The sequence below is a fragment of the Crenalkalicoccus roseus genome, assembly GCF_004761865.1.
In the GTDB taxonomy this organism is placed as follows: domain Bacteria; phylum Pseudomonadota; class Alphaproteobacteria; order Acetobacterales; family Acetobacteraceae; genus Crenalkalicoccus; species Crenalkalicoccus roseus.
On sequence record NZ_SJDM01000001.1, the window covers coordinates 140,588 to 164,549 of the forward strand.

Annotated in this window: 25 protein-coding genes; 8 read left to right on the forward strand and 17 right to left on the reverse strand. The window is 75.0% G+C overall.

The annotated features are described in order from the left end of the window. Positions 1 to 2: 2 nt before the first annotated feature. The 13 genes from soxB to phnC all read right to left on the reverse strand — a co-directional run bounded on the left by soxB (position 3) and on the right by phnC (position 11,394). Entirely contained in the window at positions 3 to 1,670 is a 1,668-nt protein-coding gene (gene soxB, locus ET526_RS00640) for a thiosulfohydrolase SoxB (RefSeq protein ID WP_135465724.1), read from the reverse strand. A gap of 26 nt (positions 1,671 to 1,696) precedes the next feature. Beyond that, positions 1,697 to 2,524: a sulfur oxidation c-type cytochrome SoxA gene (soxA, locus tag ET526_RS00645; RefSeq protein ID WP_135465725.1), complete on the reverse strand. Its 828-nt coding sequence runs from the start codon at positions 2,522 to 2,524 to the stop codon at positions 1,697 to 1,699. An 8-nt stretch (positions 2,525 to 2,532) separates the two neighbouring features. Next, a complete protein-coding gene (gene soxZ, locus ET526_RS00650) occupies positions 2,533 to 2,865 on the reverse strand; it encodes a thiosulfate oxidation carrier complex protein SoxZ (RefSeq protein WP_135465726.1) in 333 nt (110 codons plus the stop codon). Between the two features lie 30 nt (positions 2,866 to 2,895). After that, positions 2,896 to 3,360: a SoxY-related AACIE arm protein gene (locus ET526_RS00655; RefSeq protein ID WP_135465727.1), complete on the reverse strand. Its 465-nt coding sequence runs from the start codon at positions 3,358 to 3,360 to the stop codon at positions 2,896 to 2,898. Between the two features lie 23 nt (positions 3,361 to 3,383). Next, entirely contained in the window at positions 3,384 to 3,845 is a 462-nt protein-coding gene (soxX, locus tag ET526_RS00660; RefSeq protein ID WP_204623431.1) for a sulfur oxidation c-type cytochrome SoxX, read from the reverse strand. 20 nt (positions 3,846 to 3,865) lie between these two features. Beyond that, positions 3,866 to 4,732: an anti-sigma factor family protein gene (locus ET526_RS21640; RefSeq protein ID WP_204623432.1), complete on the reverse strand. Its 867-nt coding sequence runs from the start codon at positions 4,730 to 4,732 to the stop codon at positions 3,866 to 3,868. After that, a complete protein-coding gene (locus ET526_RS00665; RefSeq protein ID WP_135465729.1) occupies positions 4,729 to 5,271 on the reverse strand; it encodes a sigma-70 family RNA polymerase sigma factor in 543 nt (180 codons plus the stop codon). Before ET526_RS00665 ends, ET526_RS21640 begins: the two co-directional genes overlap by 4 nt. Positions 5,272 to 5,378: 107 nt before the next feature. Continuing rightward, entirely contained in the window at positions 5,379 to 6,353 is a 975-nt protein-coding gene (locus ET526_RS00670) for a Bug family tripartite tricarboxylate transporter substrate binding protein (RefSeq protein WP_135465730.1), read from the reverse strand. Positions 6,354 to 6,471: 118 nt separating this feature from the next. Next, positions 6,472 to 7,764 carry an HlyC/CorC family transporter gene (locus tag ET526_RS00675; RefSeq protein WP_135465731.1) on the reverse strand — a complete coding sequence of 431 codons (1,293 nt, stop codon included), beginning with the start codon at positions 7,762 to 7,764 and terminating at the stop codon, positions 6,472 to 6,474. Between the two features lie 58 nt (positions 7,765 to 7,822). Beyond that, on the reverse strand, positions 7,823 to 8,659 hold the full coding sequence (phnE, locus tag ET526_RS00680) for a phosphonate ABC transporter, permease protein PhnE (protein WP_135465732.1): 837 nt from the start codon (positions 8,657 to 8,659) through the stop codon (positions 7,823 to 7,825). Further along, a complete protein-coding gene (phnE, locus tag ET526_RS00685; protein WP_135465733.1) occupies positions 8,656 to 9,534 on the reverse strand; it encodes a phosphonate ABC transporter, permease protein PhnE in 879 nt (292 codons plus the stop codon). The genes phnE (ET526_RS00680) and phnE (ET526_RS00685) overlap by 4 nt, the downstream gene beginning before the upstream one ends. An 8-nt stretch (positions 9,535 to 9,542) precedes the next feature. Continuing rightward, the gene (gene phnD, locus ET526_RS00690; protein ID WP_135465734.1) at positions 9,543 to 10,520 is read right to left on the reverse strand and encodes a phosphate/phosphite/phosphonate ABC transporter substrate-binding protein; all 978 of its coding nucleotides are present in this window, start codon (positions 10,518 to 10,520) and stop codon (positions 9,543 to 9,545) included. A 76-nt stretch (positions 10,521 to 10,596) separates the two neighbouring features. Then, positions 10,597 to 11,394, reverse strand: coding sequence for a phosphonate ABC transporter ATP-binding protein (phnC, locus tag ET526_RS00695; RefSeq protein WP_135465735.1), 798 nt, complete (start codon positions 11,392 to 11,394; stop codon positions 10,597 to 10,599). Between the two features lie 239 nt (positions 11,395 to 11,633). Between phnC and glpK the strand changes: the two genes are divergently transcribed. From glpK to ET526_RS00720, 5 genes are read left to right on the forward strand one after another with little or no spacing between them, the layout of a single operon-like run. Beyond that, positions 11,634 to 13,145 (forward strand): glycerol kinase GlpK, encoded by a 1,512-nt coding sequence (gene glpK / locus ET526_RS00700; protein ID WP_135465736.1) that lies wholly within the window; start codon positions 11,634 to 11,636, stop codon positions 13,143 to 13,145. Then, complete coding sequence (locus ET526_RS00705) at positions 13,142 to 14,524, forward strand: acyclic terpene utilization AtuA family protein (RefSeq protein WP_135465737.1); 1,383 nt, start codon at positions 13,142 to 13,144, stop codon at positions 14,522 to 14,524. Before glpK ends, ET526_RS00705 begins: the two co-directional genes overlap by 4 nt. Beyond that, the gene (locus tag ET526_RS00710; RefSeq protein ID WP_135465738.1) at positions 14,521 to 14,886 is read left to right on the forward strand and encodes an AtuA-related protein; all 366 of its coding nucleotides are present in this window, start codon (positions 14,521 to 14,523) and stop codon (positions 14,884 to 14,886) included. Before ET526_RS00705 ends, ET526_RS00710 begins: the two co-directional genes overlap by 4 nt. Positions 14,887 to 14,943: 57 nt before the next feature. Then, positions 14,944 to 16,179 (forward strand): cytochrome P450, encoded by a 1,236-nt coding sequence (locus ET526_RS00715; RefSeq protein ID WP_135465739.1) that lies wholly within the window; start codon positions 14,944 to 14,946, stop codon positions 16,177 to 16,179. A 24-nt stretch (positions 16,180 to 16,203) separates the two neighbouring features. After that, positions 16,204 to 17,166, forward strand: a complete 963-nt coding sequence (locus ET526_RS00720) for a Bug family tripartite tricarboxylate transporter substrate binding protein (protein ID WP_135465740.1) — start codon at positions 16,204 to 16,206, stop codon at positions 17,164 to 17,166. A gap of 30 nt (positions 17,167 to 17,196) precedes the next feature. On the opposite strand, the gene ET526_RS00725 is transcribed toward ET526_RS00720, so the two are convergent. Both ET526_RS00725 and ET526_RS00730 read right to left on the reverse strand, forming a co-directional pair. Next, a complete protein-coding gene (locus tag ET526_RS00725; protein WP_135465741.1) occupies positions 17,197 to 18,624 on the reverse strand; it encodes a lactate utilization protein B in 1,428 nt (475 codons plus the stop codon). Positions 18,625 to 18,676: 52 nt separating this feature from the next. Then, positions 18,677 to 19,138 (reverse strand): MarR family winged helix-turn-helix transcriptional regulator, encoded by a 462-nt coding sequence (locus ET526_RS00730; protein ID WP_135465742.1) that lies wholly within the window; start codon positions 19,136 to 19,138, stop codon positions 18,677 to 18,679. 79 nt (positions 19,139 to 19,217) lie between these two features. Between ET526_RS00730 and ET526_RS00735 the strand changes: the two genes are divergently transcribed. The 3 genes from ET526_RS00735 (at position 19,218) to ET526_RS00745 (ending at position 21,425) form a co-directional block, all read left to right on the forward strand. Beyond that, the gene (locus ET526_RS00735) at positions 19,218 to 19,571 is read left to right on the forward strand and encodes a DUF1428 domain-containing protein (protein WP_135465743.1); all 354 of its coding nucleotides are present in this window, start codon (positions 19,218 to 19,220) and stop codon (positions 19,569 to 19,571) included. Between the two features lie 38 nt (positions 19,572 to 19,609). Next, positions 19,610 to 20,092 (forward strand): VOC family protein, encoded by a 483-nt coding sequence (locus ET526_RS00740; protein WP_135465744.1) that lies wholly within the window; start codon positions 19,610 to 19,612, stop codon positions 20,090 to 20,092. Positions 20,093 to 20,174: 82 nt separating this feature from the next. Further along, positions 20,175 to 21,425, forward strand: coding sequence for an alpha/beta fold hydrolase (locus ET526_RS00745; protein ID WP_204623433.1), 1,251 nt, complete (start codon positions 20,175 to 20,177; stop codon positions 21,423 to 21,425). Positions 21,426 to 21,444: 19 nt separating this feature from the next. Here the strand turns inward: ET526_RS00745 and ET526_RS00750 are convergent, their stop codons facing one another. Both ET526_RS00750 and ET526_RS00755 read right to left on the reverse strand, forming a co-directional pair. Next, positions 21,445 to 22,221 carry a 2-keto-4-pentenoate hydratase gene (locus ET526_RS00750; RefSeq protein ID WP_135465745.1) on the reverse strand — a complete coding sequence of 259 codons (777 nt, stop codon included), beginning with the start codon at positions 22,219 to 22,221 and terminating at the stop codon, positions 21,445 to 21,447. Continuing rightward, on the reverse strand, positions 22,218 to 23,906 hold the full coding sequence (locus ET526_RS00755) for an acyl-CoA dehydrogenase family protein (RefSeq protein WP_135465746.1): 1,689 nt from the start codon (positions 23,904 to 23,906) through the stop codon (positions 22,218 to 22,220). Before ET526_RS00755 ends, ET526_RS00750 begins: the two co-directional genes overlap by 4 nt. Positions 23,907 to 23,962: the final 56 nt, after the last annotated feature.

Here is a 23,962-nt window from a genome sequence, read left to right on the forward strand (position 1 = left end):
CCTCACGCCCCCTTCAGGCGGAGATGCGGGTTGGGTTCGGCGCGCACCGGCCCCTCGGCCAGGTGGCGGAACACCACCTCCCACACCGGCGGCCCTTCCGTGCCCTGGTTCACCGAGGCCCAGCCGGCCACGACGTAGTCCCGCGCCGCCTCGATGGGCTCGCCGGTGCGCAGCAGCGTCAGGCCGGAGATGCGCCGCCCCGCCGGCGCGGCGACGTCGAGCGTCCAGCCGAGGCCGCCGACGCGCACCATGTCCCCGCCCTGCTGGTAGTAGGGGTCGGGGTTGAACAGGTTGTCCGCCACATCCTCGAGGATCGTCTTCAGCATCTCCCCGGTCATGGTGGTGCGGTAGGCGGCCGGGTAGGTGATGGCGGTGTGCGCCCAGACGTCCTCGGCGGTGATGTCGCTGCCCGGCAGCAGCGTGTAGCCCCAGCGGAAGCCGGGGGAGAGGGCGATCTCGGCGTCGCGCTGGCGCATCAGCGCGGCGCAGATCACGTCGTCCATGGTGCCGTTCAGGTTGCCGCGGCGCGTCAGCAGGCTCTCGGTGCGGCCGACCACGCGGGAGAGGTCGGCGGCGAAGGGGGCGCGCAGCCGCCGCACCAGGGCGGCGGCCTCCTCGTCCGGCACGATGCTCTCGGCGAAGATCGGGATCAGGGCGTGGCGGTGCTCCGCCACCCGCCCGCCCTCGATGCGGAGGTCGAGGCGGGAGACGAACTTGCCGTGGCAGCCGCTGGCCACCAGCAGGGTGTCGCCGACGCGCAGCGGCTCCGGCAGCGCGTCGTGGGTGTGGCCGGTCAGGATCACGTCGATGCCCGGCACCCGCGCGGCGAGCTTGCGATCCACGTCGAAGCCGTTGTGCGAGAGCAGCACGACGAGCTGCGCGCCCTCCGCCCGCGCCGCGCGCACCCGCTCGGCCAGCCTCTCCTCGCGGATGCCGAAGGACCAGTCCGGGATCAGCCAGCGCGGATTGGCGATCGGCGTGTAGGGGAAGGCCTGGCCGATCACCGCCACCCTCACCCCGCCGCGCTCGAACATCCGCGTGTGCTCGAACACGTCCTCGTTCCACTCCGTGTCCTGCACGTTGCCGGCGAGGAAGGGGCAGGGCAGGGCGGCCACCAGCTCCTTCACCCGCTCCGCGCCGTAGGTGAACTCCCAGTGGCCGGTGGTGGCGTCGGCGGTCAGGGCGCCGAGCGCCTCCGCCATGTCGGCGCCGCGGGTCTGCAGGCTGGTCCAGCTTCCCTGCAGCGTGTCGCCGCCGTCGAGCACCAGGGTGTTGTCCGGCCGCTCCGCGCGGATCGCGCGGATGACCGCGACGATGCGGTCGAGCCCGCCCATCGGTCCGTAGGCGCGGGCGAGGCGCTCGAAGTCGAGGTCGGTCAGGGCGTGCGCCATCGGCGTGCCGGGGGCGATGCGGTAATGGGCGAGCAGCGCCTCCCCGGTCAGGTGCGGCACCTGGCCGCGCGCCTCGCCGACGCCGACGTTCAGCGTCGCCTCGCGGAAATGCATCGGCACGAGCTGGGCGTGCAGGTCGGTCACGTGCACGAGCGTGACCTGGCCGAGCGGATCGAAGCGCAGCAGCGCCTCCTGGGTCGGGCGCTCCTGGGCGCGGGCGGGCAGGCCGGCCGCCGCCAGCGCGGCGGCGGCGGCCATCAGGTCGCGGCGGGTGATCATGCGGTCTCCTCCCGGTCCCCCTCCGCTCAGCGGCGGACGGAGGGCGTCTCCACCGGCAGCCCCTGGGCCCGCCAGGCGAGGTAGAATTCGAGGTTGGTGAACTCCTCGCCGCCCATCGGCGGCGCCTCCCCGCGCACGTCGTTGACGCAGCCCTGCAGGCGGAACTGCAGGCTGATGACGCGCTGCTCCTTCAGCCGGTAGGTGGGGAAGCCGTTGCTCATGCCCTGGCTGAGCAGATCGGCGCGCAGGTAGCGGCCGTAATTGTCCTCGTGGCAGCTCCCGCAGCGCATGTCGAGCTGCCCGCGCCGCGTGTTGTAGAAGCGCTCGCCGGCGTCGAAGAAGGGCCGCGCCGGGCCGGAGATGTCCACCTGCACCGGCATGCCGCGCGACTGCAGGCCGATGAAGGCGGTCATGGCGTTGAGCGGGCGGCTGTCGATGCGCAGCGGCGGCGCGCCCATGTGCTCCTCGCGGCAGATGTTCACCCGCTGCTCCAGCGTGACGACGCGGCCCTTCTTCGCGTCGTAGGCCGGGTAGCGGGCGCGCACGCCGCGCATGCTCTCGGCCGCGTTGCCGTGGCAGGAGGCGCAGGACTTCCCGGCCGCGCCCTCCGGGTGGTTCCAGGCCTGCTCGCCTTCCTCCACCCAGAGGAAGGCGGGGTTCTGGAAGTCGTCCTCCTGGATCGCCCGCGTCTCCGGCGTGGTGAATTCGAGGCCCGACTGGGGGTCGGGGATGGCCCGCACCGGCTCGGCGGCGGGGGCCTCCCCGCCGCCCTGCGCCAGCGCCGCCGCCACGGCGAGGGCGAGCACCGCCGCCGCGCCGGCCGGGAGCGCCGCGGCGCCCCGCCACCCGCGCATGGCCGGCCTCACGCCAGCTTCAGCTCGGCGGTCGCCTTGCGCTCCTCGCCGGCGTCGTTGGTCCAGGTGAACTCGAAGGTGCCGGGCTTTTCCGCCTTGAAGGGGAAGGCGATGTAGGGGTTGGCGGAGATCGCCGGCGCCAGGTCCATGGCGAAGACCTGCTCGCCCTCGAAGCGCGCGACGAAGCGCTTGATGATGTCGCGCGGGATGACGTTGCCCTGCTGGTCGCGCCGCTGCCCGGTCTCCATGGCGTGGGAGATCAGGGTACGGATCTCGATCACCTCGCCCGCCCGCACCTGGGCCGGCAGGCGCACGCGGGGCTGTCCGATGGGGGCTGCCATGTCGCTTCCTCCTGCTTGCTGCTTGCCGTCTCAGCCGCCGCAGCCGCCGATGGTCACCTTCACCTCGGTGCGGCCCATCCAGAGCGAGCCGTCGCTCATCTCCGCCACCGCGATCACGTCCTGGGTCTGGCCGAGGCGCATGCGCGTGTCCGCCTGGGCGCGGCCCATGGCGGGGGTGAAGTGGAAGGTGGCGACGTCGGGCGTCGGGTTCCTGTCGGCGAACAGGTGCACCGTCTTCACGTGGTCGGCCGCGGTCATCGGGCTGTCCACGCTGACCGTGACGGGAACGGTGTTGCCGTTCTCCGCGATCGGCGGCAGGCGCAGCGTCACCCGGCCCTCCTGCGGCGTCTTGCCGCCGGTGACCTTGCGGATCGCCTCCGTGGTCGCCGGCTGCATCTCGGCGCCCGCGGCGCGGGGCAGGGCGGCGATCGCCACGCCCCCCGCGGCGGCGGCGAGGAGGTGGCGGCGCCGGATGGTGGTGGGCCCTGTCTTCATGGCGTCTCCCTTCCCGGTTGGGGTCACTTCAGGGTCATCAGCCAGGCGAGCACGTCCTCGACCTCCTGCGCCTCCAGCATCGGCTTGCCGAGCCAGTCGCGGCGCACGGCGGTGAGGCCCTCCACCCGGTAGTAGGAGGGCATGTTGCTCTCCGGGTTGATGCGCTTGCTGTCCACGAGGCGCAGCCGCAGCTCGCCCTCGGTGTAGCGGTCCGCCACGCCGGCGAGCGGCGGGCCGAGATTGCCCTGGAAATCCGCCTCCACCGGCATTTCGTGGCAGGTGACGCAGTTGCCCTTGGAACGGTTGAGCGCCAGCGCGCGCCCGCGCTCCGGATCGCCCGGGCGGTCGGTCAGCGGGCGGGGGATCGCGTCGTCCACCACCTCGTAGGGCACCAGCGCGGTGCCGCCCTGCGCCGGCGCCGGGCCGGGAATGGCGAGGCCGAGCGCCAGCACCACCGCTCCGCACCGCCCCGTCCTGTTCCTCACGACCGTTCCTCCCCCCTTCCTCAGCCGATGTTGTTCGGGCAGGGCCGCGGCTGCTGGGCGGCGATCCGTGGCCCCTCCTGCCGCGGCGGCCGCGGGCCGGCGCGCACCTCGCGCTCGGCGAGGAAGGCGATGCCGCGCAGCCGCTCGCGCGGCATCGCCGCCGTCACCGCGTAGCCGAAGCGCCCGTCGAACCAGTAGTAGGTGAGGCGCCCGCCCGGATGGTCGGCGCATTTCAGCTTCGCCGCCGGCGTGTCGGGGGCGGGGCGCATGTAGAAGGAAAGCCGTGTCCCGTCGGTCAGGCGCTCGTACACCACCATCGCCGCGGTGCCCCAGGCCGAGGGCATCAGATGCGCGGTGAGCGGGCGGAAGCCGGCGTCGAGCAGGTCGGGCACCACCACCGGCGTGCCGAGCCGCTCGGCGAGCCAGCCCTCCAGCGCCTCCGGCACCGTCGCCGCCAGCATGGCGAGGGCGCGCGTCTCGGCGGCGAAGATGCGGTGCGCCTCGGCGGCCTCGGCCATCGGCGGGGCGGCGGGCGGCGGCGCGCCGCCCTCGATCTGGCCATGGGCGAGCCAGCCGGCCGCGCCGCCCACCAGCAGGAGGAGCAGGGCGGCGGCCATGTGGCGCAGCCGCTGCCAGCGCCGGGCGCGCAGCCCGGCCCGGATGTGGGCGAGGCGCAGCCGCGCCGGGATCGGCGCGCTCGCCTTCGGCGCCAGCGCCGTGCGCAGGGCGTCGCGCTGCGTGGCGAAGGCGCGCACCCGCGCCGCCGCCTCCGGGTGCTCCTCGAGGTAGCGGCGCACCAGGGCGAGGCGCGCGGCGTCCAGCCGCTCGTCCACGAAGGCCTGCAGGTCGTCCTCGCCGATCGGGGGATGGGCGCGCGGATCCGTCATGGCTGTTCCGTCCCCTGCCCGACCACGCGCAGCCGCCGCACGGAGGATGACGGCGCGCCCCCGCCCTCGGTCAGGCGGCGCAGGCGCTCGCGCCCGCGGCTCAGCCGCGACATCACCGTGCCGACCGGCACGCCGAGGATGCGGGCCGTCTCCTCGTAGCCGAGCCCCTCCACCCCCACCAGCAGCAGCACCGCCTGCTGCTCCTCGGGCAGGGTGGAGAGGTGGCGCAGCACCTCGGCGCAGTGCACCGCGCCCTCCGGCGCCTCCGCCCCCGTCGCGGTCTCGGCGAGGCCGGCCGCCTCCTCAGCGAGGCGGGTGCGCCTCGCCTCGCGGCGGCGGCCGCTGATGTGGGCGTTGTAGAGGATGGCGAACAGCCAGGCCTTCAGGTCCCCCCCCGGCCGGCGGAGATGCCAGCTTCCGAGCGCGCGCTCGAGGCAGTCCTGCACCAGGTCGTCCGCCGCGTGCTGGTCGCGCAGCAGCGACCAGGCGAAGCGGCGGAGCGCCGGGATCGTGGCCTCGATGCTCGCATCGCGGTCCATCGGGGGTTGTCCTCTCGCGCGGGTGCTCCGGCCGGCGGGGCGGCGGATCGGTCCCTCGCGCGTAGGACGCCCCGCGGCGGGGCGTTATTCCCGCCGCGGCGTGCGGCTCAGCTTTCCGGGCGGATGCCGAGGCGGCGGATCAGCGGGCCCCAGCGGGCGATCTCCTCGGCGACGAAGCGGCGCAGCGTTTCGGAATCCGAGCCCACCGTCTCGAAGCCCGCGGCCTGCATGGCGCGCGCGGTCTCCGGCGCGGCCAGCGCCCGGCCCGCCTCCTCCGCCAGGCGCCGCACCCGCGCCTCCGGCGTGCCGGGCGGGGCGAAGAGGGCGATCCAGCCATAGGCGGGCTCCCCCTCCCCCTGTTCGGACAGGGTCGGGATGTCCGGCGCGGCGGGGAAGCGGCCGTCGGAGGAGATGCCGAGCGCCCGCACCGACCCCTCCCGCACCTGGCCGAGCACGGCGCCGGAGGCGGCGGCCATCACCTGGATCCGCCCCGCCACCACCTCCAGCACCCCCTGCGGCACGCTGCGGAAGGGGACATGGGTCATCTCCAGCCCGTGCCGCGCCGCCAGCTCCGCCACCAGCAGGTGGCCGAGCGTGCCGGCGCCGACCGAGCCGTAATTCAGCCTGCCGGGGTTGGCCCTGGCATGCGCCACCAGCTCGGCCACGCTGGTGGCCGGCACCGAGGGATGCACCACCAGCACGAAGGGCAGGCGCGTCAGCAGCGAGACGGGCACGAGGTCGGTCGCCGGGTCGTAGCCGAGCTGCGGGTTCAGGATCCGCGCCGTGCTGGCCGGCCCGCCGATGGAGATGCCGAGGGTGTGGCCGTCCGTCGCCTTCGCCACCGCCTCGGTGCCGATGGCGCCGCCGGCGCCGGCGCGGTTCTCCGGCACGAAGGGCTGGCCGAAGACCTGCGCGAAATGCTGCGCCACCGCGCGCCCGGCGAGGTCGGGGGTGGAGCCGGGGGGGAAGGCGATCACCACCCGCACCGGCCGCTCCGGCCAAGCGGGGCCCTGGGCGCCGGCGGCGGCGGGCAGGAGGGTGGCGGCGGTGGCGCCGAGAAGGGCGCGGCGGGGCAGCGTCATGGCGGCGGATCCTCCATGGCCGGCTTGCAGCACGCCCGCCTCGCCGCGTCCAGCGTCGGCGGGCGCCGCGGCGCGATCCATCGTGGTGGACCGCGCTTCCGGCCCTGCGCGATCCGCCCTAGCCCGCCTCCTCCGGCGGGGCCAGGCGGCGGATCGCCAGCCGGTCGAGCCGCCAGCCGCGGCGCTCCACCACCCGAATGGCGTAGCCGTCTATCGTCACCTCGGTGCCGACGGGCGGAATGGCGCGCAGGCGCGAGACCACGAGGCCGCCCACCGTCGCCGCCTCCTCCTCCGGCAGGTCCCAGTCCAGCTCGCGGTTCAGGTCGCGCACCCGGATGTCGCCGCGCACCTCGGCCACCCCGTCGCCGGCCGCCTCGGCGAGGATCGGCTCGCCGCGCTGGGCGATCTGGCCGACGATCACCTCCACCACGTCCTCGAGCGTCACCAGCCCCTGCAGCGCGCCGTACTCGTCCACCACCAGCGCCATCTTCAGGTGGGCGCGGCGGAACTCCTGGAGCTGCTCGCGCAGCGGCCGGCCCTCCGGCACGAACACGGCCGGGGCGGCGAAGGGGCGGAGATCGAGCCGCGCCGCCTCGCCCCCGACCGCGCGCAGCGCCTGCAGCGCGGCGCGGGCGTCCACGATGCCGAGCACCTCCTCCCCGCCGCGGCACCACAGCGGCAGGCGGGCGTGCGGCGAGGCGAGCAGCCGCTCGAGCTGCACCTCGGGCGGCGCCTCGGCGTCCAGGGCGCGGATGCGGGCGCGGTGGGTCATCACGTCGCCGACGGTGAGGTCGTCGAGCGCCAGCACGCCGCGCAGCATCCGCCGCTCCTCGCGCGCCGCCGCCTCCGCCTCGCCGCGCTCCCCCGCGCCGTGCAGCTCGATGGCGCCGAGCAGCTCGTCCTCGGTGATGCCGGGGCGCTCGGCCTCGGCGGCGCGGACGCCGAACAGGCCGAGGGTGCGCAGCACCAGCCAGTTCACCGCCGCCGCCAGCGGCCCGAGCAGGCGCATGGTGGCGGAGAGCAGCGGCACGGCGCGCAGCGCCGTCCGGTCGGGCTGGCGCAGGGCGTAGGTCTTCGGCAGCACCTCGGCGAACACCACGAGCAGCGCCGTCATGACCAGGGAGGCATAGACCACGCCGCCCTCGCCGAACCAGGCGATCAGCAGGCCGGAGGCGAGCGCGGTGGCGGTGGTGTTGACCAGGTTGTTGCCGACCAGGATGGCGGCGATCAGCCGGTCCTTGCGCTCGCGCAGCCGCACCAGCAGGCCGGCGCGGCGGTCCCCCTCCCGCGCGCGGCGGGTGACGAAGGCCCGGCTCGCCGCGGTGAAGGCCGTCTCGGTGCCCGAGAAGACGGCGGAGAGGATCAGCAGCAGCAGGATGCCGCCCAGCGCCGCCAGCGTGCCCGCGTCCATGGGGTCAGACAGTCTCCTTCTTCATGCCGCGCCGGGGAGAACGGGGCGCCATGGGCGGCTACCGGCCGCCGATCAGCCGCCGCCTGAGCCGGGCGGAGAGCGCGTCCATCGCTGCCACGGTCGCGATCAGCAGCAGGATGATGAAGGCCACCTCGTCCCAGTGGCGCACGCGGATCCGCTCGGCGATCTGCAGCCCGATCCCGCCCGCGCCCACCACGCCGAGGATCGCCGCCGAGCGGGTGTTGCTCTCGAGGAAGTAGAGCGCCTGGGCAAGCATCACCGGCAGCACCTGCGGCAGCACGCCGAAGCGCAGCCGCGCCAGCGCCCCGCCGCCGGCCGCCGTCACCCCCTCCACCTGGCGCCTCTCGACGTTCTCGATCGCCTCGGCGTAGAGCTTGGCGAGCACCGCGACGTCGGCGCTGGCGATGGCGAGCACGCCGGCCAGCGGCCCGAGGCCGACCGCGCGCACATAGGCGAGCGCCCAGATGAGCTGGTCTATGCCGCGCATCCCGTCGAACAGCCGCCGCACCGAGAAGCGCAGCAGCGTCGCCGTCACCACGTTGCGCGCGCCGAGCATGCCGAGCGGCACCGCGAGCAGCGCGGCGAGGAAGGTGCCGAGGAAGGCCATGGCGACGCTCTCGGCCAGGCCGCGCAGGATGTCCGCCCACAGCTCGCCCGGCGAGGGCGGGATCATCAGGCGGATGATGACGAGAAGGCCCGACAGCCCGTTCCAGATCCGCCGCGGCGAGAAGCCGAACCACCACAGCACCGCGCCGAGCCAGGCGAGGAAGGCGGCCCACAGGACGAGGCGCAGCGCCCGCCGCCCCGGCCCCGGCCCGAAGGCCGTGGGGAGGCGGGCGCGGAGCGCCGCGATCTCGGCCGGGGAGGGCTTCACCGCGCCGCCCCGATCACGTGGTGGCGGAGCCGTTCCGAGAGCAGGTCTATGGCGGCGACGCAGAGGATGATCAGCAGCACGATGGCGCTGATCTCCTCGTAGTGGTTGAAGGCGATCACCGTGTAGAGCTCCTCGCCGATGCCGCCGGCGCCGACGAAGCCGATCACGCTCGCCGCGCGCAGGTTGATCTCGAAGCGCAGCAGCGCGTAGCTCAGCAGGTTGGGCAGCACCTGCGGCAGCAGGCCGAAGCGGCAGGCCTCGGCCCAGCCGCCGCCGGCGGCGCGCACCGCCTCCCACGGCCCGGCCCCGGCGTTCTCCACCGCCTCGGCGAAGAGCTTGCCGAGCGCGCCGGTGCTGTGCAGCGCGATCGCCAGGATGCCCGCCAGCGGGCCGACGCCGAAGGCCCAGACCAGGATCAGCGCGAAGACGATCTCCGGCACCGTGCGCAGCGCCTCGAGCAGCCGCCGCGTCGCCAGGGCGAGGGGCCGGGGCGCGCCGGCGTTGCGCGCCGCCACGAAGCAGAGCGCGAGCGCCGCCGCGGCGCCCATCAGCGTCGCCAGGGCGGCCATGTTCGCCGTCTCGAACAGCAGCCAGGCCCAGGAATCCAGGCGGTAGAACCAGAAGGCCAGGCTGCCCTCCGTCTCCGCGCCGGCGAACAGCGCCTCCCGGCGCAGCGTCGGCAGGATGCGGTGGAAATACTCGCCGATGCGCGGCAGCCCCTCCAGCAGCCTCGCCGGATGCGCTTCCGCCACCCAGGCGGAGGCGAGCAGGCAGGCGAGCAGCACCGCGAGGCCGAGCAGCGTCGCCGCGCGCCTCTGCCGCCGCGCCGCGCGGAAGGCGGCCTCCATGCGGAGGGGCGCGGCGCCGGCGGCCATCGGCGGCGTCAGCCGCGGCGGCGGCGCTCCGCCGCCTCCTCGCGCCGCATCGCCACCATCAGCTCGTAGTCGGCGTGCGAGACCTCGCGGTAGCCGGCGCCGCCGCCGCGCTCGATCTGGCGGTAGATGGCGGGGTGCGCCTTGGGCAGCGCCAGGTGGAAGAGCCTCATGTCCTCCTTGAAGGCGTCGGGCAGGTCGGCGCGCACCGTCTGCGGGCCGTTGATGATCGGCTCGCTGCGCCAGATGATGCGGAGGTCGTCCATGTTCAGCATGCCCTTCTCCACCATCGCGCGCAGCGTGCCGCGGGTGAAGCCCCGCGACTCGTCGCCGATGCCGGAGGCCCAGGTCACGGCGGCGTCGTACTGGCGCTGCAGCACGGCGACGATCGCCTGCTCGTGCCCGCCGCCGAAGCCGGTGCGGCCGAAGAACCGCTCGGGGCTGATGCCCTGGCGGCGCAGCGCGAAGCGCGGGATCAGGTAGCCCGAGGCGCTGTTCGGGTCGGACCAGGCGATGGAGCGACCGCGCATCTCCTCGAGGCTGGTGATGCCGCTGTCCGCCCGCACCACCATCACCGCGACGTAGCTGATGGTGCCGTCCTCCTCCTCCGTCACCACCAGCGGCTCGACGCCGCCCCGCGTGTCCAGCCAGGCGCCGGCGTAGGCGGAGGGGCTCATGCTGGCGAGCTCCACCTGCCGCGCGCCGAAGGCCTGGATCACCCCGGCGTAGTCGCCGGCGGGGTAGAGCCGCACCGGCACGGCGAAGGTGCGCTCCATCAGCGCCCGGTACTCGCCGAAGCGCCCGAGCCGGTCGGCCTCGTTCTCGCCGCCGAGCAGGCCGATGCGGATCTGCGGCACCTCCGCTGCCCAGGCGCGGCGCCCGGCCTCGGGGAAGACGACGTCGGGGTCCTGGGTGCGGCGCGGCGCGCGGGCCGCCGCGGGCAGGGCGGCGAGCAGCGGCAGGCCGAGGAGGAGAAGGCGGCGGTGCATGCGGCGTTCCGTTCCGGTGGCTGGCTCCGCGCCTGATTAGAGCAGATCGCCGAAGCGGCTCCAGGGCGGCCGCGGCTCAGTGGACCAGGGCGGCGCGGGCAGGCGCGCCCTCGGCGGCGAGCACCGCCTCGGGGATGCCGTAGATCGCCTCCACCCGCGCCGGGGTCAGCTCGGCGGGCGGGCCGTCGAACGCCACGCGCCCGGCCTGCAGGGCGAGGATGCGGTCGCAGTAGTGCCGGGCGGCGGCGAGGTCGTGCAGGTTGCACAGCACCGTCAGCCCCTGCCCGCGGTTCACCTCCCGCAGCGCCTCCATCACGGCGCGGGCATTGGCGGGGTCGAGGCTGGCGATCGGCTCGTCGGCCAGGATCAGGCGGGGCTCCTGCATCAGGGCGCGGCAGATGGCGACGCGCTGCTGCTGCCCGCCAGAGAGGGTCTCGGCGCGCTGCAGCGCCGTCTCCGCCAGGCCGAAGCGGTCGAGCAGGGCGAGCGCCATCGCCCGCTCCTCCGCCGTGAACAGGCCGAGCAGGGCGCCGAGCCGGGCGAGCGGCCCGCGGCGGCGGCTCAGCCGGCCGATCAGCACGTTGGTCAGCACGTCGAGGCGCTGCACCAGGTTGAACTGCTGGAAGATCATGGCGCAGTCGGCGCGCCAGGCGCGCAGCGCCCGGCCGGAAAGGGCGGTGATGTCCCGCCCGTCATGCAGGATGCGCCCGGCGGAGGGCTCGGTCAGGCGGTTGATCATGCGCAGCAGGGTGGACTTGCCGGCGCCGGAGCGGCCGATGATGCCGAGCATCTGCCCCTCGGGGACGGAGAGGCTGACCCTGTCCACCGCCGTCACGGCGCCGAAGCGCCGCGTCAGGCCCTGAAGCTCGAGCATCGGCCCCCCGCCCTCTCCGCTCCCCTATGTCGGAGCGGCGCCGGGGGCGTCAAACCCCCACCCGCGCCGGGGCGGAACGGGGGCGGGGGCCGCTCCGGCGATGCCGCCCCCGCGGATCGGGCACCGGGGCCGTTTCCATTCGGCCGTGAACGCGGACACGGCTCTCGCCCGTTGCTTGTGGAGCGGAGGCACGCTCCCGGCCGTTTCCAGCCCTCCGCGATCCGCTCTAGGCTCGCGGCATGAGCGAGACCGGCCCGCTGCTGCTCGCCCTCGACCAGGGCACCACCTCCACCCGCGCCATCCTGTTCGGCCCGGACCTGCTGCCGCGCGCCGCCGCCCAGCAGGAGCTGCCGCAGCACTTTCCCGCCCCGGGCTGGGTGGAGCACGAGCCGGAGGACATCTGGCAGGGCGCGCTTGCCACCCTGCGCGAGGCGATGGCGCGGGCCGGCGCGGCGCCGCGCGACATCGCCGGCATCGGCATCACCAACCAGCGCGAGACGGTGGTGCTGTGGGAGCGCGCCACCGGCCGCCCCGTGCACCGCGCCATCGTCTGGCAGGACCGCCGCACCGCGGAGGCCTGCGCCGCGCTGCGCGCGCGGGGGGAGGAGGCGCTGCTCACCGAGCGCACCGGGCTGCTCGCCGATCCCTACTTCTCCGCCACCAAGCTCGCCTGGCTGCTCGACAACGTCGCAGGGGCACGGGCGGCGGCGGAGCGCGGCGCGCTCTGCTTCGGCACGGTGGACAGCTTCCTGCTGCACCGCCTGACCGGCGGGCGGGTGCACGCCACCGACGCGACCAACGCCGCGCGCACCCTGCTCTACGACATCCGCCGCGGCGCCTGGGACGAGGAGCTGCTGCGCCTGTTCCGCATCCCGGCCGCCATCCTGCCCGAGGTGCGGGACTGCGCCGCCGAGTTCGGCGCCACCGAGGCGGCGCTGCTCGGCGCGCCGGCGGCGATCCGCGGCATCGCCGGGGACCAGCAGGCGGCGACCATGGGGCAGGCCTGCTTCGCGCCGGGGATGCTGAAATCCACCTACGGCACCGGCTGCTTCGCCCTGCTCAACACCGGCGAGACGCCGGTCGCCTCGCGCCGCCGGCTGCTCACCACCGTGGCCTGGCAGCTCGGCGGCCGGCGCACCTACGCGCTCGAGGGCGCGATCTTCGTCGCCGGCGCGGCGGTGCAGTGGCTGCGCGACGGGCTCGGCATCATCGCCTCGGCCGCCGAGACGGGGGCGCTGGCGGAACGGGCCGATCCGGCCCAGGCGGTGCATCTGGTGCCGGCCTTCGTCGGCCTCGGCGCGCCCTGGTGGGACGCGGAGGCGCGCGGCGCGATCTTCGGCCTGACGCGCGCCACGGGGCGGGCGGAGCTGGCCCGCGCGGCGCTGGAGAGCGTGGCCTTCCAGACCAAGGACCTGCTCGACGCCATGCGCGCCGACTGGCCGGAGATGGGCGAGACCGTGCTGCGCGTGGACGGCGGCATGGTGGGGAGCGACTGGACCATGCAGTTTCTCGCCGATCTGCTCGGCGCGCCGGTGGACCGGCCGGTGGTGCGGGAGACGACGGCGCTCGGCGCCGCCTGGCTCGCCGGGCTGCAGGCGGGGCTGCTGCCCCCGCCCGGCGCCGCCGCGACCCACTGGCGGCTGGAACGCCGCTTCCTGCCGCGCATGGCGCGGGAGGAGGCGGCGCGGCGCCACGCCGGCTGGCTGGACGCGGTGCGCCGCACCCTGAGCGGCGGGGAGGCGGGGCGATGAGCGGCACCTTCCTGGTCGGCAACGGTGCCGGCTTCTCCGGCGACCGGGTGGACGCGCCGATCCCGGTGGTGCGCACCCTGGTGCGGCGCGGCCTGCCGGCCGCGCTGTTCTTCGAGACGCTCGGCGAGCGCACCGTGGCGCTGGCCCAGCTCGAACGCCGCCGCGACCCGGAGGCCGGCTACGAGCCCATGCTCGAACGCCTGCTGGAGCCGATCCTGGAGGCGTGCTTCCGCCACCGCATCCCGATCCTCGGCAATTTCGGCGCCGCCAACCCGCCGGCGGCGGCGCGGCTGGTGGCGCGGCTGGCGCTGCGCCTTGGCCTGCCCGACCTCCGCATCGGCCTCGTCGCCGGCGACGACGTGATGGGGCGCATCGCCCTCGACCAGCTTCCGGTGCACGAGGCGGATGGCAGCCTGGACATGCGCACCGCGCGCCTCGTCGCCGCCAACGCCTATATCGGCGCGCGGCCGCTGGCCGAGGCGCTGGCCCGGGGCGCCGACGTGGTGGTGGCGGGGCGCACCTCGGACCCCGCGCTCGCCATCGCGCCGCTCGCGCACCATTTCGGCTGGGCCTGGGACGACTGGGAGAAGCTGGCGCTCGGCGCCGCCTGCGGCCACCTGCTGGAATGCGGCAGCCAGGTCACGGGCGGCGTGTTCTGGGACCCCGGCGTCAAGGACATCCCCGACCCCGCCGACATCGGCTTCCCGATCGCCGAGGTGACGGCGGCGGGCGGCCTCATCGTCACCAAGGCGGAGGACACGGGCGGGGTCTTGGACCTGCGCACGGTGAAGGAGCAGCTCCTCTACGAGCTGCACGACCCGGCGCGCTACGTCACCCCCGACGTGGTGCTCGACATCACGGAGTGCACGCTGGAGCAGGCGGGGCGCGACCGCGTGGCGGTGCGCGGCCTCATCGGCCACCCGGCGCCCGAGACGCTGAAGGTGACGGCGAGCTTCGAGGGAAGCTGGCTCGGGGAGGGCGAGGTCTCGGTCGCCGGCCCCAACGCGCTGGCCCGTGCCCGCGCCACGGCCGATGTGCTGCTGCAGCGCCTGGAGCGGCGCGGCCTGCCGGTGCGCGCGCGGGTGGACCTGATCGGCGTCGCCTCGGTGCACGATTCAGACGCGGGCGCGCTGTGGCGGAGCTACCGGGGGCCGGAGCCGCCGGAAGTGCGCATCCGCCTCGCCGCGGAGGGCGCCGACCGGGACGCGGTGGACCAGGCGGCGCGGGAGGTGCTGGCGCTGCTGTGCTGCGGCACGGCGGGCACGGGCGGGGCGCGCTGGCGCGTGACGCCGCGCATCCTGACCCGCAGCTACCTGGTGCTGCGCGAGCGCGTGCCCACCACCGTCAGCGTGGCGACGGCACGGGAGATGGCGGCATGAGCGGATCGCCTTCGGGGGCGGAGGGCGGGCTGGTGGAGGTGCCCCTGCACGTCCTCGCGCACAGCCGCGCCGGGGACAAGGGCAACCGCCTCAACCTGTCGCTCATCCCCTACCGGCCGGAACTCTACCCGATCCTCGCGGAGCAGGTGACGGAGGCGCGGGTGCTGGCGCTGTTCCGCCACCGTGGCGCGACGCGCTGCACGCGCTACGACCTGCCGCGCCTCGGCGCCTTCAACTTCGTGGTGGACGACGTGCTGGAGGGGGGCGTGAACGGCAGCCTGAACCTCGACGGCCACGGCAAGACCCACTCCTTCCGCCTGCTGTCGCTGACGGTGCGGGTGCCGGGGGCGCTGGCGCCATGAGGAGGCGGGTTGCGCCGCCCCCGGCGGCCACGTAACGTCCAAGGCGGGAGACGCCCGATGGAAGCGCAGGCCGATGCCGCGGAGCTGGCAGAGAGGTTCGACCTCGCCGCGCTGCCCCTCGCTTTCTACGAGGACCCCTACCCGACCTACCGCGCGCTGCGCGCCCGCGCGCCGGTGAAGCGCCTGCCGGACGGCTCGGTGTTCCTGACGCGCTGGGCCGACCTCGACCGCGTCTATCGCGACACGCGCACCTTCCTCTCCGACAAGACGGTGGAATTCGCGCCGAAATTCGGCGTCGGCACGCCGCTCTACGAGCACCACACCACCTCCCTGGTGTTCAACGACCCGCCGCTGCACACCCGCGTGCGGCGCCTGATCATGGGTGCGCTGACGCCGCGCGCCATTGCCGGCATGGAGCCGGCGCTCACCCGCTTGGTGGACGGGCTGCTGGACCGGATGCAGGCGAGGGGCCCGCGCGCCGACCTGATCGAGGACTACGCGGCGGCGATTCCGGTCGAGGTGATCGGCAACCTGCTCGGCGTGCCGCATGAGGAGCGGGGGCCGCTGCGCGAATGGTCGCTCGCCATCCTCGGCGCGCTGGAGCCGGTGCTGTCGCCGGAGGCGGAGGCGCGCGGCAACCGGGCGGTGGCGGCGTTCCTCGACTACCTGCGCGGCCTGGTGGCGCGCCGCCGCGCCGCGCCCGGGGACCCGCAGACCGACGTGCTCACCCGGCTGATCCAGGGCGAGGCGGGCGGCGAGCGGCTGACCGAGCGGGAGCTGCTGCACAACTGCATCTTCCTGCTCAACGCCGGGCACGAGACCACCACCAACCTGATCGGCAACGGACTGGAGCTGCTGCTCCGCTTCCCCGGGGAGCGCGCGCGCCTCCTGGCCGAGCCCGGCCTGATCCGGACGGCGGTGGAGGAGTTCCTGCGCTACGAGAGTTCCAACCAGCTCGGCAACCGCCGCCTGGCGGCGGAGGCGGAGATCGGCGGCACGACGCTGCCGGCAGGCACCTACCTGCATCTCTGCATCGGCGCGGCCAACCGCGACCCGGCGCAGTTCCCGGATCCGGAGCGGCTGGACATCGCCCGCCAGCCCAACCGCCACCTCGCCTTCGGCGCCGGCGCGCACCAGTGCGCGGGCCTCGCCCTCGCCCGCCTCGAGGGGCAGGTGGCGATCGCCCGCTTCCTCGCCCGCTTCCCGCGCTACGCGGCGGAGGGGAAGCCGGTGCGCGGCGGCCGCGCGCGCTTCCGCGGCTTCCTCTCCCTGCCCGTTCGGCTCTGGCCCTGACCCCCTCTCGGAGACGTCCCCGCGATGCACCGCCGCACGCTCCTCGCCGCCGCCCTGGCCTCCCTGCCCGCCGCCGCCCTGGCTGCCTGGCCCGAGCGGCCGCTGCGCTGGCTGGTGGGCTACCCGGCGGGCGGGGGGACGGACGTGCTGGCGCGGCTGCTCGCCGCCTCGCTCTCGCGGCGCCTCGGCCAGCCGGTGGTGGTGGAGAACCGCCCCGGCGCCGCCACCAACATCGCCGCCGAGGCCGCGGCACGCGCGGAGCCCGACGGCTACACCGTGTTCACCGCCGGCAACGAGACGCTGGTGTTCAACCCGGCGCTCTACCGGACCCTCGCCTTCGACGTGGACCGCGACCTCCGCCCGCTCGGCCTGATGGCGCGCTTCCACCTGGTTCTGGCGGCGCAGCCGGGCAGCGCGATCGGCTCGGCGCGGGACTTCGTGGAGGCGGCGCGGGCGCAGGAGGGGCGGCTGACCTACGGCAGCCCCGGCATCGGCAGCCCGCACCACTTGGCGATGGAGCGGTTGACGCGCGACCTCGGCATCCGCCTGACGCACGTGCCCTACCGCGGCATGGCGCCGGTGATGAACGACCTGATGGCCGGCGTGGTGGAGTGCGGCATCGTGGACATCGCCGCGGGCGGCGCCGTGCTGCGCGCCGGGCGCATCCGCCCGCTCGCCCTCTGCTCCGAGGCGCGGCACCCGAGCCTGCCGGAAGTGCCGACGGTGGCCGAGGCGCTTGGCCTGCAGGGCTTCACCGCCTTCGCCTGGCAGGGGCTGACGGCGCCCGCGCGCACGCCGGACGCGATCGCGGCGCGGCTGACCGAGGCGCTGGCCGCCGCTCTGGCCGAGCCCGCGGTGCAGGCGCGCATGGGCGAGATCGGCCTGGAACCCCTCTCGGGCGGCCCGTCGGAATACCGCGCCATGATCGAGGCCGAGCGCGCCATCTACTGGCCGCTGATCCGCGACCTCGGCCTCAGGCTGGACTGACCCCGCGGCCGGGCGGAGGCGGCCCCGCCGTCAGAGGCGTCGCGCGCGCCGCGCCTTCGCGTATTCCGCCATGAAGGTGCGCCCCTGCGGCACCGGCAAATCCCGCCCCCTGGTCCAGCCCCCCGCGAGGGGGAACGAGCGGAACGCGCCGCGGCCGCGGCCGAGCAGGCCAAGCAGGCCCGCCGCCGCGCGCGTCGCCAGCCGGTACAGCGCCGGGCGGCGCGCGAGGAAGCCCCAGAGGGCGAGGTTCGAGCGCACCGCCGCCGGCACCAGGTGGCGCTCGAACTCGCGCTCGCGCCAGTGGCGCATCATCTTCGGCAGCGGGATCTTCATCGGGCAGACGCTCTCGCAGCGGCCGCAGAAGGTGGAGGCGTTGGGCAGGTGCCCGGCCTTGTCCACGCCGATCAGCGAGGGGGTGAGCACCGCGCCCATCGGCCCCGGATAGACCCAGCCGTAGGAGTGCCCGCCCACCGCGCCATAGACCGGGCAGTGGTTCATGCAGGCGGCGCAGCGGATGCAGCGCAGCATCTCCTGGAACTCGGTGCCGATCATGTTGGACCGGCCGTTGTCCACCAGCACCACGTGGTACTCCTCGGGCCCGTCGAGGTCGCCCGGGCGCCGCGCGCCGGTGGAGAAGGTGGTGTAGACGGAGAAGTCCTGGCCCGTGGCGCTGCGCGCGAGCAGGCGCAGCAGCGCGCAGCAATCCTCGAGCGTCGGGACCACCTTCTCGATGCTGGCGAGCACGACATGGACGCGCGGCAGGGTCTGCGTCAGGTCGCCATTGCCCTCGTTGGTGACGATGACGCTGCTGCCGGTCTCGGCGATCAGGAAATTGGCGCCGGTGATGCCGACATCGGCGGCGAGGAAGCGGTCGCGCAGCCGCGTCCGCGCCTCGGTCAGGATGTCGCGCCGCTCGGCGAACACCCGGTCGGCGGGCAGGTCGGTGTGGGAGCGGCGGAAGCTCTCCTCCCAGTCCTCGCGGTTGAGGTGGAAGGCGGGGGCGATGATGTGGGAGGGCGGCTCGCGCCGGAGCTGGAGGATGTACTCGCCGAGGTCGGTCTCCACCGGGGTGATGCCGTTGGCCTCCAGGTGGTCGTTGATCCCGAGCTCCTCGGAGATCATGGACTTGCCCTTGGTGACGGTGCGCGCGCCGGCGGCGCGGCAGATCGCGAGCACGGCGGCGCGGGCGTCCTCGGCCGTGGCGCACCAGTGCACCGTCCCGCCGGCCTTCTCGACATTGGCGGCGTAGGTCTCGAGGTAGAAGTCGAGGTTGGCCAGGGTGTGGTTCTTGATGTCGCGCCCGATCTCGCGCAGCCGCTCGAACTCCGGCAGGCCGGCGACGGCGGCGGCGCGGCGCGCGAGGAAGGCGCCCTTGGCGGTGCCGAGCGCCTTCTGCAGCCCGGCATCGGCCAGGGCGCGCGCGGCGTTCTCCTTGAAGCGGGGCGAGGTGACGTGCACGGGCGGGGGCGCTCCTGTCTCGGCGCGAATGTAGCGCGCCGCGCGGGGCGGGTCAGGGGGCGGGCCCGCTTCCCTGGGAGAGGGCGCGCAGCGCGCCCCGCAGCGCGTCGGGGCTCAGTCCCGGCAGCCCGGCCTCGACGGCCTGATGCACCGCGCGCCAGATCGGCACGGCCGCCGCCAGCACGCTGCGGCCGCTGTCGGTCAGGGCGAGGAGGCGGCTGCGGCGGTCGGCGGGATCGGCCGCGATCGCCACCAGGCCGTCGCGGACGAGCGGCTTCAGCGCCGCGGTCAGGGTGGTGCGGTCCATCGCCAGCAGCCGCGCGACCGGGCCCATCGCCACCGGCGCGGGCCGGTTCAGCGCCATCAGCAGTGAGAACTGCCCGTTGGTCAGGCCGACCGGCCGCAGCGCCTCGTCGAACCGCCGCGCCAGCGCCCGCGCCGCGCGCTGGACGTGCAGGCAGAGGCAGGTGTCGCGCACCTCCAGCGTGGTCTCGAACGGGAGGGCGGTTGACATGGGCCAGATATGTTGATATCAACTCATCCCGTCAAGGACGGCCGGACGCCGCCGGTCCAGCAAGGGGAGAAGGACGGAAATGACCTATGTGGACGGGTTCGTGGTGGCCGTGCCTGCCGCCAACCGGGAAAGCTACCGCCGCTTCGCCGCCGAGGCCGCGCCCCTGTTCAAGGAATTCGGCGCCACCCGCTTCGTCGAGTGCTGGGGCGACGACGTGCCCGAGGGCAAGCTCACGGATTTCCGGCGCGCCGTGCAGGCGAAGGACGACGAGGTCGTGGTGTTCAGCTGGATCGAATACCCCTCCAAGGAGGTCCGCGACGCCGCGCACGCGCGGATGAAGGAGGATCCGCGCATGGGGGCGATGGGCGGGGAGATGCCCTTCGACGGCAAGCGGATGATCTTCGGCGGCTTCCTGCCGATCCTCGACGTCTGAGGGGCACGGCCCGGCCCGCGGGCGAGGGAGGAGCCGGGATGGCGAGGATCACGCAGCACCTCTGGTTCGAGAAGGACATGGAGGCGGCCGTCCGCTTCTATGCCGCGCTCATTCCCGGCTCCTCGGTGGAATGGATCTCCGCCCTGCCGGCCGACACGCCCGCCGGGCCCGCGGGCAGCGTCCGCATCGCCTCCTTCACCCTCGGCGACCAGCGCTACATGGCGATCGAGGCCGGCCCGCTCGACGCGTTCAACCACAGCTTCTCCGTCCTGGTCGAATGCGACACCCAGGCCGAGATCGACCGCCTGTGGGAGGCGCTGGCGGACGGCGGCTCGGTCGAGCAGTGCGGCTGGCTGCGCGACCGCTGGGGCCTCTGCTGGCAGATCGCGCCGAGGCGCCTGGGCGAGCTGCTGCGCGATCCCGACCGCGGCAGGGCGCGGCGCGTCGCCGAAGCAATGCTCGGCATGACGAAGCTCGACCTCGGCGCGCTGGAGGCGGCGGCCCGGGTCGGGCCCGGCTGAGCCGGGGTCGCGCTCCCGCCCGGTTCCGGCCCGCCGCCATCTGTCCTAGCCTTGCGCCCCGCGGAACAGGAGGGGACGCGCCATGGACCTGCCGGTGGAACGCCTGCCCGAGCGCGTGGCCGCCGCGCCCGGCCTCGCCCGCTGGGGCCGCCAGCTGGACGCCGAGTGGCTGCTCGAGGTCGGGCCGCGCGCTTGGCTGCTCAGCCTGCGCGACGGACAGGTGGCGGCGGTGCGGCGCGGCCCCTTCCTCATGCCCGCCTGCACCATCGCGCTGCGCATCGAGGCGGAGGCGATGGCGCGCTTCCTCGCCCCCCGTCCGGAGCCGGGCTGGCAGGACCTGCTCGCCCTCTCCCGCCATGGCGCGCTCACGGTCGAGGGCGACGTCGCCGCCTTCTTCGCGCACCTGATGTGGTTCAAGGGCGCGCTCGCCCTGCTGCGCGAGGCGCCGCCGCCCGCCCCGCCGGCGCCCGCGCCGCCCTGGGGCGGGGTGACGGCTGAACCCATCATCGGCCGCTACCTGCGCCTGGACATCGCCGGCCGCCCGCACCGTCTCTATGTCGAGGAGGCCGGCGAGGGCGTGCCGCTGCTGCTGCTGCACACCGCGGGCAGCGACGGGCGGCAGTGGCGCGACCTGCTGAACGACGCCGACCTCACCGCGCGCTTCCGCTGCATCGCCTTCGACATGCCCTGGCACGGCAAGTCCTCGCCCCCGCCGGGCTGGCAGCACGAGGAATACCGCCTGACCACCGCCGCCTATACGGGGCTGGTGATGACGGTGGCGCGCGCGCTCGGGCTGGACCGGCCGATCGTCATCGGCTGCTCCATCGGCGGGCGCATCGTGCTCGACCTCGCCGCCGGGCACGCGGAGAGCCTGCGCGGCGTGATCGGCCTGCAGGGCAGCGCCTTCACCGGGCGCTATTACGACCTCTCCGTGCTGCACCACCCGCGCATCCATGGCGGCGAGGTCGCTGCCGCCGCAGTCTCCGGCCTGGTCTCGCCGACGGCGCCGGAGGCGGGGCGGTGGGAGACGCTGTGGCACTACATGCAGGGCGGACCCGGCGTGTTCCGCGGCGACCTGCATTTCTACGCCGAGGAGGGCGACCTGCGCCCGAAGCTCGCGCGCATCGACACGGCGCGCTGCCCCGTCGCGCTGCTGACCGGGGAGTACGACTATTCCTGCCGGCCCGAGGACACGCTGGCGACCGCCGCCGCCATCCCCGGCGCGAAGGCGGTGATCATGCCCGGCCTCGGCCATTTCCCGATGAGCGAGGATTTTGCCGCGCTGAAGCCGCACCTGATGCCGGTGCTGGAGGAGATGGCGGCGCGCGGGTGACGGCGGGGGCGGCCCGGCCTCAGTCGAAGGCCACCTCCACCACGCCGGCCTCGCCGAAGCGCGCGGTCACCGTCTCGCCCGGCCGCGGCAGCAGCATGCCGGTGCAGGTGCCGCTGCTGACCCACTCCCCCGCGCGCAGCCCGTCACCGAGCGCGTTGCGCCGGTTCGCCAGCCACACCACCGAGAGCAGCGGGTCGCCCATCACCTCCGCCCCGAGGCCGGTGCGGCGGACGCGCCCATCCACCGCGACCGTCACCGGGAGGGCGGCGAGATCGGTGCCGGGCGGGATCTCCGGCCCCGGCACGTACCGCCCGCTGGCGCTGCCATCGGCGAGGATCGCCGTGGGGGGCGGCAGGGCGGCCATGGGGAAGCGGCACTCCGCCACCTCGATGCCGGCGTGGATGGCGGCGACCGCCCCCGCCACCTCCGCCCGCGTCCAGGGCGCGCCGCGCGGCGGCAGGTCGGCGCCGAGGCGGAACAGGATCTCCGCCTCGACGATCGGGTCGAGCAGCCCGGCATGGCGCAGCCGCGCCGGCGAGGGGTGCAGGAAGGGCGCGAAGCTGCGGCCTAGGATGGGTTCCGGCATGCGCAGCCGCCGCCGCATCTCCGGGTTCGTCCCCGCCACCTTCCACCCGAGCGGCGCCCAGCCGAGCAGCGCCGCCACCCGGTCCTGCACCGCATAGGCCTCGTCCGCGTCCGCGGGCACCAGCTCCGCCGGCAGGCTCGCGACCTGCCGCCGCTCGCGCCGCGCCGCGGCGAGCATCCGCGCCAGCGTCTCGCGCGCCGCCGGCGTCATGCGGCGAGGCGGGCGGGGTCGGGCAGCAGCGCGTCCGGCACCGCCTCCTCCTCCGCCGCCAGCGGGTCGCGCGGCAGCAGGCGGTGGCGCAGCGCCATCCGCGCCAGCGCCGCGCGGGCGGGGTCGCCGATCCGCGCCGCCTCCCAGGCCATCACGGCGGCGCTGGTCAGGTGGTAGAGCGCGCTTGCCGCCTGCCGCGCCAGCGCCGGTTCCCGCTGCGCACGCTCGGCGAGCGCCGCGGCGCGGTCGAGCAGCGGCGGCAGTTCGGCGAGGCCGCCCTCCTCCGCCATGCGCAGCGCATGCGCGCGCAGCACGGGCAGCGAGCCCTCGCGCTCGGCGGCGCGCAGCACGTCGAGGGCGACGATGTTGCTCGTGCCCTCCCAGATGCTGCCGAGATGGCTGTCGCGCAGCAGCCGCGCATCGGCCCATTCCTCGATGTAGCCGCAGCCGCCGCGCACCTCCATCGCGTCGCCGGTGACGCGCCGCGCGTCGCGGCAGGCGCGGAACTTCAGCAGCGGCGTCAGGATGCGCGTCAGCGCATAGGCGCCGGGCTCGCCGGCATCGGCGCGGCGCAGCGCCTCGGCCGCCTGGAACACCATGCTGCGCGCCTGCTCCGTCGGCACCAGCAGCTTGGCGAGCTGGCGCCGCATCAGCGGCATCTCGATCAGGCGCCGGCCGAAGGCGACGCGGCGGTGGGCGATGAACAGCGCCTCGGTCGCGGCGCGGCGCATCATCCCCGCCGCGCGCATGCCGTTGGAGAGGCGGGAGTTGTTCACCATGTCCGCCATCTGGCGGAAGCCGGCCTCCGGGTCGCCGACCAGGAAGGCGGTCGCGCCCTCCAGCCGGATCTCGCCCGAGGCCATGCTGCGCGTGCCGAGCTTGTCCTTCAGCCGCAGGATCCGGTAGGCGTTGCGCGACCCGTCCGGACGCTCCCGCGGCAGCAGGAAGAGCGAGACACCCCTGAGGCCGGGCGGCCCGCCCTCGCGCCGCGCCAGCACCAGCGCCACCCCGGCATCGGGGTTGGAGCAGAACCACTTGTCGCCCGTGAGGCGCCAAGTGCCGTCCGGCTGCGGGGCCGCCATGACGGCGGTGGCGGCGATGTCCGAGCCCGCGCCCTGCTCGGTCATGAACATCGCGCCCTGGCGCAGCGCATCGAGGTCGGTCGCGGTCAGCCCCGGCAGGTAGCGCGCGACCAGGCCGGGATCGCCGAATTTCTGCAGCGTGCGCGCCAGGCTGTCGGTCATGGAGAGCGGGCAGCACAGGCCGAACTCGGCCTGCACGAAGAGGTAGGTCAGCGCGTATTTCGCCGCCGGCGGCATCGGCTCCGGCCAGCCGAGCACGCCGCCCCGGTGCGACATGGCGGCGAGGCCGTACTCGCCGAAGGCGATGCGCTCCATCTCGCGGTAGGCGGGGTGCTTCTCGACCGTCTCCAGATCCTCGCCGCGGCGGGTGCGGGGGTGCAGCACGGGCGGGTTGCGGTCCGCGGCGCCCGCCATCTCGTCGAGCGGCCCGCCGGCCAGCGCGCCCATGCGGTCGAGATGCGGCAGCAGGTGCGCGGCCAGGTCGGGCGGCAGGTAAAGTCCGAGCAGCGCGCGGTGCCACGGATCGGCGCGGAATAGGTTGAGGCCGCGGCTGTCGGGGATGGCATCGGCGCCGGCCGGCGGGGCGCTCGGGCGGATGTGCATGGCGATCTCCTCTCCGGCCCATCCTGCGCCCGCCGGCGGCGCGGGTCAGCCCCCCC